The sequence below is a fragment of the Trichocoleus sp. DQ-U1 genome, from assembly GCF_039961925.1.
In the GTDB taxonomy this organism is placed as follows: domain Bacteria; phylum Cyanobacteriota; class Cyanobacteriia; order Cyanobacteriales; family FACHB-T130; genus FACHB-T130.
In genome coordinates this window covers 47,673-62,500 of the sequence record NZ_JAMPKB010000023.1, presented here as the reverse complement: position 1 = coordinate 62,500, position 14,828 = coordinate 47,673, and the positions used below count along the sequence as shown (strand labels likewise).

Sequence of the window (14,828 nt, the reverse complement as noted above, 5' to 3'; positions counted from 1 at the left end):
ATTGAGTTACTGAATGGTCACGCGATCGCCTGCCTTCAAACCGAGTTCCGCAGCGCGTCCTCCCCGGAGTTCAATCACCTGGTTAACGGGCGTATTGGGACCATAGGTGGGGCAAAGACTGGTTTTACAGGGAGGGACATCGGCAACGATCGCTTTCACCACTCCATCCAGCATAAAAACCATATCCAGGGGGATGAGCGTATTCTTCATCCAGAAATTGATCGGTTGCGGTGGATTGAAAAGAAAGAGCATCCCGCGATCGTCCGCCAAAGATGTTCTGTACATTAACCCCATTTGCTGTTGTTGGGGTGTCCGCGCTACTTCCAGCTGAATCACCTGACCTGCCATCGTTGCCTTGGCTGAAATTGGCAAAGTTTGACCCCTCTTATTCTGTGCGGGTGATGCTTCCGGTGATGAGTGCGCTTGTTGTGCAGGGGTCGTCGGTGCTGTTGTCGGTGCTGATACTGGCGACGCCTGCTGCAATGGTTGCGCGGGTCCCCTACCCTGAGAGGAGGTTGATGGCACCGATGCCGAACATCCCATCAACAAAACTGCCAGCATCATGACGACTAAACTTGCCTGCTTTTTCACATTGCGATCGCTTTTGGCAGATGTGCCGAAGCGCTGCTCTCTCCAGTCCAAATTCATCCTTAATCCTTGATATTTACGCCCAAAACTCAAAACCTAAGCTTCTCGCAAAACATATCCGACACCTCGCACTGTCTGAATTAGGCGCTTTTCGCCCTCTTCTTCAATTTTGAGACGTAAATAACGGATATACACCTCAATCACATTCGACTCTCCCATAAAGTCGTATCCCCAAACATTTTCTAGAATCTGTTCGCGGGTTAAGACCTCACGGGGATGCGACATCATATATTTTAGAAGTTCAAATTCCTTCATTGTCAGGTCAATCACTCGCCCGTTCCGCATTGCTCTGCGAGTGGACAAGTCTAAAACCAGTTCGCCAAAGCGCAACTGTTCGCTAGCACCCGCTTCTGGCTGTAAGTAGAGGCGCACCAGTTGCAAAAAAGCGTCGGTGCGATAGGGTTTGAGGAAGTAGTCATCGGCACCCGAATTTAGACAAGCAACTCGATCTTCTACAGTATCGCGAGCCATCAACAGCAGCACTGGCACGCGAGAACCGGCATTCCTCAGTTGGTTGCACAACTTCAATCCTGAATCCCCTGTTAGCACTCGATCTACGACGACTAAAGCTGGCTGAAGTTCGCAAGCTTGATGAAAACCACTGGTGGTGTCTGGTGCAACCACAGTCGTATACCCAGCCTCTCGCAAATCCATGCTGACACGTTGGACAAGAATTTCGTCGGTTTCGACAAGTAAAACACAGGGAGTGCGGTCAAAAGTAACAGGAGACATAGGCTACATTGGGGCGCTGTTGCTGCGTTGTTATCTCAGTTTAACTACACTGGCAAGCGTTAGCTGCTTCCTTCAATGTAGGTAAGTATTCATGCTTAGTATAAAACACAGGATAGGGAGAGCGAGGGGCAAGTAGCGATCGCCTAAATAAGTTGCCAGACCGAAGATTCCCCTAATTCCCCGATAACTTGGGGAGAACCGGAAAAATCTTCCTTGAAAACAGGGATTTAGGAGGAAAACGATTGTTAGGGTCAATAACGACAGGAAACTTTCTTCTAGATGCAAAGTGAACATAATTTAATTTTCACAAAAACTGTTGTTTTCACTAATAAAAAAACAATTTAATTAGGAGCGATCGCTTTCTTCATCAATTCTTTATAAAAGTCTACTCAGGCTTTCTTCAACCTGACTGGAAGACGCGATCTCTCCCCTTCCTCGGAGCCGGGATTTTGCAAATTTTGTCTAAGTCTTGCCTTAAATAAATGCAAAGCAGGTTTCAGACTGATGGCTTAGCTTTGCTCAATTAAACTACTAATCTCGGTTAAAATAGATTCTGACTTCTTGAGGAAATGACTGCTATGGAACAAAAGACGTCGTTACAGTCTTGCACTTTCATAGTTTTAGTTACTTCCGAAAACGAGAAAGTCTGCAAAATAGATTAAGCTGATCGTTCAAAGCCTAACGCAACTACCTATTCATAAAGACGCCGCCATCTATGACCAGCCCCTTCTTGACTCGCCTCCACAGTCCTGAACGTCCTGTCATCGTCTTCGATGGCGCAATGGGAACTAACCTCCAAACACAAAACCTTACCGCCGCCGACTTCGGAGGGCCAGAATACGAAGGTTGTAACGAGTATCTGGTACACACCAAACCAGAAGCGGTAGAAAAAGTGCATCGGGACTTTTTGGCAGTCGGTGCCGATGTGATTGAAACAGATACTTTTGGCGGTGCCTCGATTGTGCTGGCAGAGTACGACCTGGCGGATCAAGCCTACTATTTAAATAAGAAGGCGGCGGAACTGGCGAAGCGCGTGGCGGCGGAATTTTCGACACCGGAGAAACCCCGGTTTGTGGCTGGTTCGATAGGGCCAACGACCAAGCTGCCAACGCTGGGACATATTGACTTTGACACACTGCAAGCTTCCTTTGAAGAGCAAGCTGAGGCGCTTTACGACGGCGGCGTCGATTTATTTCTGGTCGAGACTTGTCAGGATGTGCTGCAAATCAAGGCAGCATTGAATGCGGTTGAGGAAGTCTTTCAGCGCAAGGGGGAACGACGCCCGTTGATGGTGTCGGTGACGATGGAAGTCATGGGTACAATGCTCGTCGGTTCTGAGATTAGCGCCGTAGTGACGATTTTGGAACGTTACCCGATTGATATTCTGGGACTTAACTGTGCCACGGGGCCAGACCGGATGGCTGAACATATTAAGTATCTTTGCCAGCACTCCCCGTTTGTGGTTTCCTGCGTTCCCAATGCTGGTCTACCAGAAAACATTGGCGGTCATGCTCACTATAAGCTGACGCCGATGGAATTGCGGATGGCGCTGATGCACTTTGTAGAAGATTGGGGCGTACAGATAATTGGCGGCTGTTGCGGCACGCGCCCTGAGCATATTCAACAATTAGCAGAAATTGGCAAAACTCTGAAGCCAAAAGAGCGCCACTTTAGTTATGAGCCTGCGGCGGCGTCAATTTACAGCGCCCAGCCTTATGAGCAGGATAATTCATTTCTAATTGTGGGCGAGCGATTGAATGCGAGTGGTTCCAAGAAGTGCCGTGACTTGCTGAATGGGGAAGATTGGGATGGGTTGGTTTCTTTGGCAAAGTCGCAGGTGCGGGAAGGGGCGCACGTCCTCGATGTCAACGTGGATTATGTCGGGCGCGATGGCGTTCGGGATATGCATGAATTGGTGTCGCGGCTGGTAACAAATGTGACAATACCGCTGATGCTCGACTCCACAGAATGGGAAAAGATGGAGGCGGGCTTGAAGGTTGCCGGGGGCAAGTGCCTGCTGAATTCGACTAACTATGAAGATGGAGAGGAGCGCTTCTTCAAGGTGTTGGAGTTGGCGAAGAAGTACGGTGCGGGTGTTGTAATTGGGACGATTGATGAGGAGGGGATGGCGCGGACGGCTGAGAAAAAGTTTGCGATCGCGCAACGTGCCTATCGTGCCGCTGTCGAATATGGAATTCCCGCTCATGAAATATTTTTTGATACCCTCGCCCTGCCGATTTCTACGGGTATTGAAGAAGACCGAGCTAATGGAAAAGCGACCATTGAATCCATCCGCCGCATTCGAGAAGAACTCCCCGGTTGCCATGTGATGTTGGGGGTTTCTAACGTTTCCTTCGGTTTAAACCCAGCGGCGCGAGTCGTCCTGAATTCCATGTTTCTGCACGAAGCGATGGCGGTGGGGATGGATGCGGCAATTGTCAGCGCTAGTAAAATTCTGCCCCTAGCGAAAATTGAGCCAGAGCATCAAGAAGTCTGCCGCAAGTTAATCTACGATGAACGGCAGTTTGATGGAGACATCTGCACCTACGATCCGCTGGGAGAATTGACAACGCTATTTGAAGGGAAAACGACGAAGCGCGATCGCTCCGGTGATGAAAATCTCCCTGTAGAAGAACGTCTAAAGCGTCACATTATCGACGGCGAACGCATCGGTTTAGAGGCTCAACTTACCAAAGCTTTAGAGAAATATGCGCCGCTGCATATCATTAACACCTTTTTGCTAGATGGGATGAAAGTTGTCGGCGAATTGTTTGGTTCCGGACAAATGCAGTTGCCTTTCGTATTGCAATCAGCGGAAACCATGAAAGCAGCAGTGGCATATCTAGAGCCATTCATGGAAAAGAAAGATGCTGGAAATAATGCCAAAGGAACTGTAGTAATTGCCACCGTCAAAGGAGATGTCCACGACATCGGTAAAAATTTGGTGGATATCATCCTGTCAAATAACGGTTACAAGGTAGTTAATATTGGCATCAAACAGCCTGTTGATAATATCGTTGATGCTTTTGAGCAGCACAAAGCTGATTGTATTGCGATGAGCGGCTTGCTGGTGAAGTCAACCGCTTTTATGAAGGAAAACTTGGAGGTTTTCAATCAAAAAGGAATTACGGTTCCAGTCATTCTAGGGGGTGCAGCGCTAACTCCTAAATTTGTCCATGAAGATTGCCAAAACACTTACAAGGGTAAAGTAATTTATGGCAAAGATGCTTTTTCCGATCTGCATTTCATGGATAAATTAATGCCTGCAAAATCTGCTGGAAATTGGGATGATTTGCAGGGATTTTTGGATGAAGTTGAGGAAAATGGTCATGCGCCTATTATAGAGGAGGCGTCTCGTGTGCCATTAGAAAATAGCACTCAAGAAGCTCAACCCGTAGAAGTAGATAAGCGGCGTTCTGAGGCTGTGGCGATTGAAATTGAGCGTCCGATTCCGCCTTTCTGGGGTACGAAATTATTACAGGCTGAAGATATTCCATTAGAGGAGGTATTTGAGTATCTGGATTTGCAGGCTTTGATTGCTGGACAGTGGCAATTCCGCAAGCCGCAGGAACAGTCTCGCGAGGAGTACAATCAGTTTTTAGAGGAAAAAGTTTACCCAATTTTGAAGGAGTGGAAACAGCGGGTTGTAGAGGAGAATTTGCTACATCCGCAAGTTGTTTACGGGTATTTTCCGTGTCAGGCTAAGGGAAATTCTTTGCATTTGTACGATCCGGAATTTATGAATCGTAAAGATGCGAAAGAAGAGAGGGAGAAGAATGTTGTTGCGACGTTCAATTTCCCTCGTCAGAAGTCCATGCGTCGTCTGTGTATTTCTGATTTCTTTGCACCTGTGGAGTCGGGACAGGTAGATGTGTTTGCGATGCAGGCGGTGACGGTGGGGGATATTGCGACGGAGTTCGCGCAGAAGTTGTTTACAAATAATCAATACAGCGATTATCTGTATTTCCACGGCTTGGCGGTGCAAACAGCGGAGGCTGTGGCGGAGTGGCTTCATGCCCGAATCCGACGGGAATTAGGCTTGGGTGCATCAGAACCGGATAATATTCGGGATATTCTGGCGCAGCGTTATCAAGGGAGTCGGTATAGTTTTGGATATCCGGCTTGTCCGAATATTCAGGATCAGTATAAGTTGTTGGAGTTACTAGGAAGCGATCGCATCAACCTTCACATGGATGAAAGCGAACAACTGTATCCCGAACAATCTACGACTGCGATTATTGCCTATCACCCCGCAGCTAAATACTTTAGCGCTTAAACAGTAAGGTGTAGGGTGGGCAACGCTCACCTTACATATCATTAATTATTCCAAAACAAATTAATAGGGCTGTCAAGATTATCTGCAATTACCCAGACTTGTTAAAACAGATAATCGAGGATCGTGCTGCGCTAGATTGCGATCGCGCGGCGACTGGGTATGAGAATCGCTTAAAAATAATATCCAGCGAACGGAAAATGACTCTAGGAATTTGTAGGTAAATATCAGTTATCTACAGAGGAGTTTCTTTATCGCTTTGAAAACGCTCGGATTCAACACAGCCTAGATATACAGTTTGATGAGCAAATTGGATAATCTCCGATGCTGAAACGGCTGTGCAAAAAGCCAGACAGTTTCAAAGGAGTCAACTTTACGCAATGTACAGCTTTAGAGATTAGAACTCTTCTTTTTTAAGGAGAATCTAAATTGGTACAGTTTATACCATTTGAGATTTTAAATTTGAATTGTGAAAGCCTTGCATTTAGGCAGTTACAACAATTCAATTTTGCATCGATAAGCCCTAATGGTATTACGTTTGCACTCCCCTAACCCTACTTTTTAGGAGGGCTAAGAAGAAGTTTCACATTGCGTAAGTTTGTTAATGGATTACTTTCAGCAATTTCTTGAGTATTTTACTTCCTTCAATAGAGACCTAGGCAGCCATAACATGAAAGAACCAATTCTTGACTCAATCTCATCTGTACCCGGCTGTTGTCCGCCAGTTCCAGAGTCAATAATGACGGCAAATCGCTACGAACTCAGCGACATCAAAATGCAGATTCATGGAGAGTTACCAGATGATTTACAGGGTCACGTTTTTATCGTTGCGCCAGTAGGCTCTGTCAACTCCGGAGATGCTCCAGATGCTGACGGAACTTCCCTTTTAGGTGGCGATGGGATGATTTATCGGCTTGACTTCGATCGCCAAGGTGAAGTGGGGTTGAAAACACGGCTGGTTAAGCCGCCCTGTTACTACGCTGATAAGGCGACCCGACCTGGCAGCGAGTATGTCAAGTATCAATTTCGCAATCATGGCATTTCGCGATTTTCTCTTTCTCTTGGCTTCCGCAACGAGTTGAATACAGCTTTTCTGCCCATTAAATTTCGAGACGATGCCAACGAGCGTCTGCTAGTAACCTATGATGCTGGTCGTCCCTACGAAATTGATACCGAAACGCTGGAGGTTGTAACTCCGATCGGAGCTAATACAGAGTGGCAATCCGAAACTTCCTTAAAGTTTCCCTTTCCACCCGTTTTGAGTACCGCACATCCGGTTTTTGACCCTGATAAAAGCGAAATGTTTACGGTCAATTACGGCAAATCAGTAGCGAATATTCTCCAAACCATTCCCTTAATTTACGATTTGGATGAACTTCCAGAACAAATCGAGGAACTCCTCAAAGAACTTGCCCGGTTTATCGAAGCACAAGACTTTGTGCAAGATTTTCTCAAGACATTCTCCAATATCTCTCAAAATATCTTGGAATTTTATATGAGGTTGCTTGAGAGAACTACCAACATAGAATTTAAAGATTTCGTCTATTTGATCCGCTGGAATGGTGTAAACAACTTAGAGCGCTGGAAGCTGGTATTACCAGATAGAACCCCCGTCAAGATTAAGCAAACTATCCATCAGATTGGGTTGACAGAAGATTATCTGGTGCTAATGGACACAGCCTTCACGACTGGGGTAGAGCAGTTGCTCAGTAACCCTATCCCCAAAAGTAAGGCAACCAAAAGACTCATCAGAGACTTACTTACACTTCGAGAGTTAGCGGATTCTGTGGTGTACATTGTGCGCCGCGCTGACTTGAAAGCGGGACAGCGCCCAGCGTGCAGTCAGCAAGAAGTTGAAGTGGTCGCACGACGGGTTGTGATTCCCCTGGAAGCGGCTCATTTTCTCCTGGATTATGCGAATCCAGATGGACGCATTACCCTCCACGCATCTCATATTTGTGCTTGGGATGTATCTGAATGGCTCCGCGAGTATGATGTATCTGCCTACAACCCTAAGATTTCTGTCCCATCTTGCCTGTGTGGGATGCAACACACTGAGATGGACATCAGCCGGATGGGACGCTATGTAATTGATGGAGAAAGCGGTCAAATTCTGGAGTCGAAGGTAATCTCGGATGCTGAGTGTACCTGGGGCGTTGGACTCTATGCTTATCGCAGTCTCTTGCCTGATGGCAAGCCTCCGAAACATCTGGATAATCTTTACTGGATCTCTTTTGGGCTATGGAAGCAGTTGCTGACGCAGTTTGTCTTCGACCTGTACAAAGACTATAAGTACCGGGTAGTACCGCGGACGGAGATGCTTCGCCTTGCAGAGGCTGGTATACCCGCTTCTTTGTTCCGGTTAAACACCTCGTCGGAGGAGTCGCTCAAGATTGGCGATCGCTATCAGTTCCCTGGTGGCTATATTGTCAGTTCACCCCAGTTTATGCCACGCCGCAACGGCGAAGAGAGTTCAGAAGACAGTTCAACCGATGGTTACATTGTTTGCACCGTTTTCACGCCAGACGGCAACGAAATTTGGATTTTCGATGCTCAAAATCTGGAGGATGGTCCCCGGTGTAGATTGAGCCATCCTTCACTGAAGTTTAGCTTGACGATTCACACAGCGTGGTTGGAAAAAATCGCCCCCCGCACAGCCACGTACAACATCCCTGTGCGTCAGGATTACAAGAACTTAGTGAAGCAAAAGTCTCAAGAAATCCAGGACCTATTTGAAACTGAGGTATATCCCCATTTTGAGCCAACTCCGCGATCTGCCTGTTGAGTGAAGCCCAGGATACGCATCACTGTGTATCGGAAAATCTTTTAAGGTAGTAACTTCTCATACAGACGCGATACGTCGCGTCTGTATCTATCTTGGGATAGATTTTTGGTATATAAGATTAACAGTGAGGTATTTTTTTGTTTAAAAGCAGTTTTGCAAATACCATTTCACTGTATGTCTGCAATAGCGCTCTCTAGTGCCTCTACAGCGGCTTGTAAGGGCGGCGATTCGGGAACAGCCGAATCATCACAGCATCCGAAGCGCGCATCCGCGCCGCTAGGCGATCGCAATAGTAGATGTAGCATTAAAAGAATGAATTAGTAGAAATTTTAGATTTCTTTGACTTTTTAAACAAGAAGGGTAAAAGTGATGGTCTTAATATCAGGATACGAAATTACAAATAAAATCTACGAAGGTACAAGAACTGTTGTTTATCAAGGAAAAAGGCATCAGGATAAAAAATCGCTTGTATTCAAATTAATTAAAAATAATTATCCAAGTCCGAAAGATATTGCCAGGATAAAAAATGAATATGAAATTATTAAAGCTTTAAATGCTAAGGGAGTTGTGAAAACCCTAGGGCTGGAGAATCATAAGAATGGATTTGCGCTAGTTTTAGAAGATTCTGGGGGAGAATCGCTTGATAAAGTTATTGCCGAAAAACCTATAAATTTTAAAATTGTTCTTAAGATAGCAGTTCAGGTTTCAGAAATTATTGGAGAACTCCATTCTCACAATATTATTCATAAAGATATTAAGCCACATAACATCATTTTTAATCAAGAAACAGGGGAAGTTAAAATTATTGATTTTAGCATTGCATCCCGTCTATCCCTAGAGAACCAAACAATCAGCAGTCCCAATTTGATCGAAGGCACGCTTGCCTATATGTCACCAGAGCAAACGGGTCGGATGAATCGTTCTATTGACTACCGTACCGACTTTTATTCTTTGGGTGTAACTCTTTATGAAATGCTCGTGGGGAAACTGCCATTTGAAACAACCGACGCGATGGAATTAGTTCACTGTCATATTGCCAAACAACCAATCCCTCCTCATGTGTTGGTGCCAGAAATTCCTCTCGCTGTTTCTGAGATCGTGATGAAGTTACTTACCAAGACAGCTGAAGACAGATACCAAAGCGCTGCTGGTCTAAAATTTGACCTCGAAAATTGTTTAATTCAGCTTGAAACAACAGGAGAAATTGAAGATTTTATCTGCGGTCAGCGCGATCGCGCCAGCCTTCTGCTAATCCCGCAAAAACTCTACGGACGCGAAACCGAAGTAGCCACCTTAATGGATGCTTTCGGGCGAGTTAGCCTTGGAGCAGCTGAGATGATGCTGGTAAGTGGTTACTCAGGAATTGGTAAGACAAGTGTAGTGAATGAAGTCCATAAACCAATTGTGGGAGTACGAGGATATTTTATTAATGGCAAGTTTGACCAGTTCAAGCGAAACATTCCTTATGCTGCTTTAATTCAAGCTTTTTCTGAATTGATGCGACAACTGTTAACTGAAAGTTCGGAACAGATAGACATTTGGAAAGAAAAGCTTAAAGCGGCTTTGGGAGAAAATGGTCAGGTAATTATCGATGTCATTCCCGAAGTAGAACTGATTGTTGGCGAACAACCAGAACTAACACAATTAGGACCATCTGAAGCACAAAACCGATTTAATCGAGTGTTTCAACAATTTATCCGGGTTTTTTGCCAAAAAGAACACCCGCTAGTCTTATTCTTAGATGACTTACAGTGGGCTGATTCTGCATCGCTTAAGTTAATTGAACTGTTAGTAACTGACCCAGATAGCCAGCATCTATTAACAATTGGAGCATTCCGGGATAACGAAGTTAGTCCAACGCATCCGTTAATCCAAGCGATTGAGAAAATACAGGTTCTAGGCGCTGTAGTGAATAATATCACTCTTCGACCTTTAGATAGCGATTGCGTCAGCTTGTTAGTTGCAGATACTTTTCATGAAAATGTATGTACAGAGCGAGGAGAGGCACAAAATCTCGCGTCTCTCCTTTTTAATAAAACTCAAGGCAATCCTTTCTTCTTGACCCAATTAATAAAAACTTTATACGCCGAAAAACTGCTAATTTATAACTTCAGCCAAGGTAGATGGCAGTGGGATATAGAAGAAATTCAAGCAGTTGGAATTACAGATTGTAACATTGTTGAATTGATTGCCAGAAATATTCAAAAGTTACCCCATGCAACACAGCAAGTCTTAAAACTGGCTGCTTGTATTGGCAACCAGTTTAATTTAGATGTTTTGGCAATCGTGAATGAAAAAACTCAATCAGCTACAGCAACAGACTTGTGGGATGCACTTCAAACAGGTTTGATTTTGCCTCTAAGCGATGCTTACAAAATTCCATTATCTTTTGACCAGTTACAACAGGGAACTTTGGTTCTTGATGATATAAAGATTAGCTATAAGTTTTTACATGACCGGGTGCAACAAGCAGCCTATTCTCTTATACCCGACCTTGAGAAAAAAGCCACTCACCTAAAAATTGGTCAACTACTGCTAGAAAATACTTCTTCTGAAGAAAGAGAAGAAAATATTTTTGCTCTGGTTAACCAATTAAATTTTGGTACTGAATTACTAAACTGTCAATCCCAAAGAGATGACCTGGCTCATTTTAATCTCATTGCTGGTCAGAAAGCTAGTACAGCGACCGCTTATCAAGCAGCCGTCAATTATCTCAAGATCGGTTTGGGACTCTTGGCAGCAGACAGTTGGGTTTGCAACTACGAGCTGACAAATAAACTCTATGTATCAGCAGCAGAAGCAGAATACCTCAACACGAATTTTGAACAATCAAAAATACTAGCTGAAGTAGCACTTCAAAATGCAAAAACTCTATTAGATAGAGTGAAGATTAATGAAATAAAAATTCAATATCATATTGCCCAAAATCAGTTGCCAGCAGCCATAGAACTCGGTCAGCAAGTTTTGGAAATGTTGGAAGTGCCCTTAGAACAAGAACCTTCGCCACACCTAAATATAGAAGACTGTTATAACCTTCCAGAAATGACCGATCCTTATAAAATGGCAGCTATGAAGATTTTGATAACAATTTCTCCCCCTGCCTTTATTTCAAGTAGCGCGATCGCGTTACCAATTGTCTACACAATGGTCAAGCTGTGTAGCCAATATGGGAATTCTTCCCTAGCTATCTATGGCTATAGCACTTATGGCTTGCTTTTGTGCGGGCCAATGGCAGATATTGATTCCGGATATAAATTTGGCAAACTAGCTTTTCATCTATTAGATAAGCTTTATGCCAAAGAAATTAAATCAAAAATCTACAGTAGCTATTGTGCTTGTATTCTACATTGGAAGGAACATATTAAAGAAACAATAGAATTATTGCGACAATCAATTCAAAGTGGGCTAGAAGTCGGTGATATAGAATTTGCTTGTCATTCGGCTCTATTCTACTGCGAACATTCATTTCTAGCTGGCGAATATCTAGAAAATGTTACGCAAAAACAAGCTAACTATATTGAAATGATCGGCAAGTTTAAAAAAGAATTTCAGCTTTACTATGCCAGCATAGGTGGGCAAGTTGTTTCTAATTTAACTGACGACTCATCTAAAAAATCTTGTCTATCTGGTAAATATTTCAATGAAGCAGAAATGCTACCCCATTTATTTGAAACTAATAATTTACAATCTGTATTTGCTGTATATTTTTATAAATTGATGCTGGCTTATTTGTTTAAAGATTACGATAAAGCAATTGAAAATGCTAGAGCAGCATCGCAGCATACTCAACCTATCACAGCCCTAATAGTATTTGTTGAATATAATCTCTACTATTCTTTAGCCCTCCTTGCCCAGTACCCTAACCTTACAGCCACAGAGCAACAGGAATACATGGCTATTGTGGCGAAGAATCAGGAAAAAATGCAGCAATGGGCAACTCATGCCCCTACAAATTCTCAACATAAGTATGAGTTAATACAGGCAGAGATTTACCGAGTTTCAGGTCAAACGCTCAAAGCAATGGAGTATTATGACCGAGCGATAAATGGAGCAAGAATTCAGGGATATATCCAAGAAGAAGCGCTAGCTTATGAGCGGGCGGCTGAATTCTATCTAACTCTGGGAAGAGAGAAAATCGCTAGAGATCATATGAGTGAAGCATATTATGGCTATGTTCGTTGGGGAGCAACCGCCAAAGTTAAAGAGTTGGAAATAGAGTATCCATACTTAATTTCCCAGATGCAATCAACAGAGCCGAATTCGAGTGAAGATACTGCCACAACATCAAAAATGACTACTAGTGGTGAAGTTTCAGTGCTGGATTTAGCCACAGTGATGAAAGCATCTCTGGCGATTTCTGGAGAAATTGTGCTGGATAAGTTGCTCGCTTCCTTAATGAAAGTATCTATTGAAAATGCTGGAGCGATAAAAGGTTTTCTCGTCTTACCGAAAAATGGAAAATTGTTGATCGAAGCTGCTGCCTCAATGGATTTATTAGAAGTAGTTGTGCAGCAATCTATTCCAATGGAAACTAGCCAAGATTTACCCGTAACGGTAATCAATTATGTAGCGAGAACTCGTTCTGATGTAGTTTTAGAAAATGCAGCTTGGGAGGGGAGATTTACGAATGACATCTATATTCAAAAGCGGGAATTGAAATCAGTCCTATGTATTCCTATCATTAATAGCGGTAGGCTGATTGCTATTCTTTACCTGGAAAATAATTTAACGGTTGGGGCATTTACTCCTAATCGAATGGAAGTCCTAAAGCTGCTATCTTCTCAAGCGGCTATTTCTCTAGAAAATGCTCTACTTTACACTAATTTAGCTACAGCTAACGAGCAACTAGAAGATTATTCGCGTACTTTGGAACACCGAGTACAGGAGCGCACGCGAGAATTAAAACTCAAAGAAGCTAGGCTTGCAGAAGCTCAGAGACTGGCACATCTGGGTAGCTGGCAATTTGATATAGAAACGCAAGAAGTTAATTGGAGCGATGAACTATTCCGGATTTTTGGTCTCCACCCCGAACAACCTGAACCCACTTTCAGGGAACATGAAAACCTGATTCATCCAGATGACGTTGACTTATGGTTAAAATCAGTAGACCTAGCGATTGAAAGAGGGAAGGCTTATGAGTTGGAGTTGAGAATCTTTCGCCCAGATAGTTCTATTAGATATATTTTTGTCAAGGGGGAACCTACTTGCAATGCTTCTGGTAAGGTGACTAAGTTATTAGGGACAGCACTGGATATTACCGACCGCAAGCTAGCCGAGTTGGCACAACAACAATCAGAAGCACAATTGAGAGAACAAGCGAAAAAGTTAGAATTGACTTTACGCGAACTACAACAAACTCAATCCCAACTCATTCAAACTGAAAAGATGTCTAGTTTGGGACAGATGATTGCTGGAATTGCTCACGAAATTAATAACCCTGTCAACTTTATCTATGGCAATATTGACTATGCCAATAACTATATCCAAGACCTGCTTGCTTTGATTGGCGTCTATCAGCAGGAGTATCAAAATCCTACACCTGCGATTCAGAAGGCGATGTCAGAAATCGAGTTGGATTTTGTGGTAGAAGACTTGCAAAAACTTTTTGATTCCATGAAAGTAGGGGCAGAGCGCATCAGAGATATTGTCCTTAGCTTGCGGAATTTTTCACGGCTGGATCAAGCTGAAATGAAACCAGTTGATATCCATGAGGGCATCGAATCTACTTTGCTGATTTTGCAGCATCGGCTCAAGAAAGATAGTTTGCATTCTGGTATTGAAGTAATCAAAAATTACGGTCAACTGCCACGAATTTTTTGTTACGCTTCTGAGCTAAATCAGGTATTTATGAATCTTCTAAGTAATGCAATCGATGCTTTAGAGGAAATAAGAAACTCTGGAGAAGTATCTGATAAAAAGCCTACTATTAGTATTTACACAGAAATGGCTTCTTCTAATTCAGTCAGAATTAGAATTGCTGACAATGGATCGGGAATGACTGAGGATGTAAAAAAGAAAATATTTGACCCATTTTTTACGACCAAGCCTGTAGGTTCTGGTACTGGTTTGGGATTATCCATTAGCTACCAGATCGTGGTAGACAAACATAATGGAAAGCTCAGTTGTGTTTCTTCTTCAGGTCTTGGTACTGAATTTATCATTGAGATGCCGATAAGTCAGTAACCATTGCCAATGCAGTTTGTCGGAATATCCAGGATGCAATATCAACAGAGCGATCGCGCTTTACAACTCTTCGGGATTAATTTCTCGTTCTCGCAGCAGCGTTCCTCATTTGATAGCTGGCGCGGCATCGGTTGGTAGTTTTTGTACCATACTGCTGTGTTGAGAGCTTGCGGTTGTTTTAACTGTAGCGATCGCATTTTGAAAGCT

The 14,828-nt window shown here is 43.6% G+C and carries 5 protein-coding genes; 3 read left to right on the top strand and 2 right to left on the bottom strand.

Annotated elements, in window-relative coordinates; genetic code table 11:
• Window positions 1-6 precede the first annotated feature (6 nt).
• Both NDI34_RS12035 and nblR read right to left on the bottom strand, forming a co-directional pair.
• The gene (locus NDI34_RS12035; protein WP_348232779.1) at window positions 7-564 is read right to left on the bottom strand and encodes a DUF192 domain-containing protein; all 558 of its coding nucleotides are present in this window, start codon (window positions 562-564) and stop codon (window positions 7-9) included.
• Between the two features lie 120 nt (window positions 565-684).
• On the bottom strand, window positions 685-1,380 hold the full coding sequence (gene nblR, locus NDI34_RS12030) for a response regulator transcription factor NblR (RefSeq protein WP_190411932.1): 696 nt from the start codon (window positions 1,378-1,380) through the stop codon (window positions 685-687).
• Between the two features lie 715 nt (window positions 1,381-2,095).
• Here nblR and metH point away from each other — a divergent pair.
• The 3 genes from metH (at window position 2,096) to NDI34_RS12015 (ending at window position 14,621) form a co-directional block, all read left to right on the top strand.
• Window positions 2,096-5,656, top strand: coding sequence for a methionine synthase (gene metH / locus NDI34_RS12025; RefSeq protein ID WP_348232769.1), 3,561 nt, complete (start codon window positions 2,096-2,098; stop codon window positions 5,654-5,656).
• A 667-nt stretch (window positions 5,657-6,323) separates the two neighbouring features.
• The gene (locus NDI34_RS12020) at window positions 6,324-8,438 is read left to right on the top strand and encodes a carotenoid oxygenase family protein (RefSeq protein WP_348232768.1); all 2,115 of its coding nucleotides are present in this window, start codon (window positions 6,324-6,326) and stop codon (window positions 8,436-8,438) included.
• 369 nt (window positions 8,439-8,807) lie between these two features.
• Window positions 8,808-14,621 (top strand): AAA family ATPase, encoded by a 5,814-nt coding sequence (locus NDI34_RS12015; protein ID WP_348232767.1) that lies wholly within the window; start codon window positions 8,808-8,810, stop codon window positions 14,619-14,621.
• Window positions 14,622-14,828 lie beyond the last annotated feature (207 nt).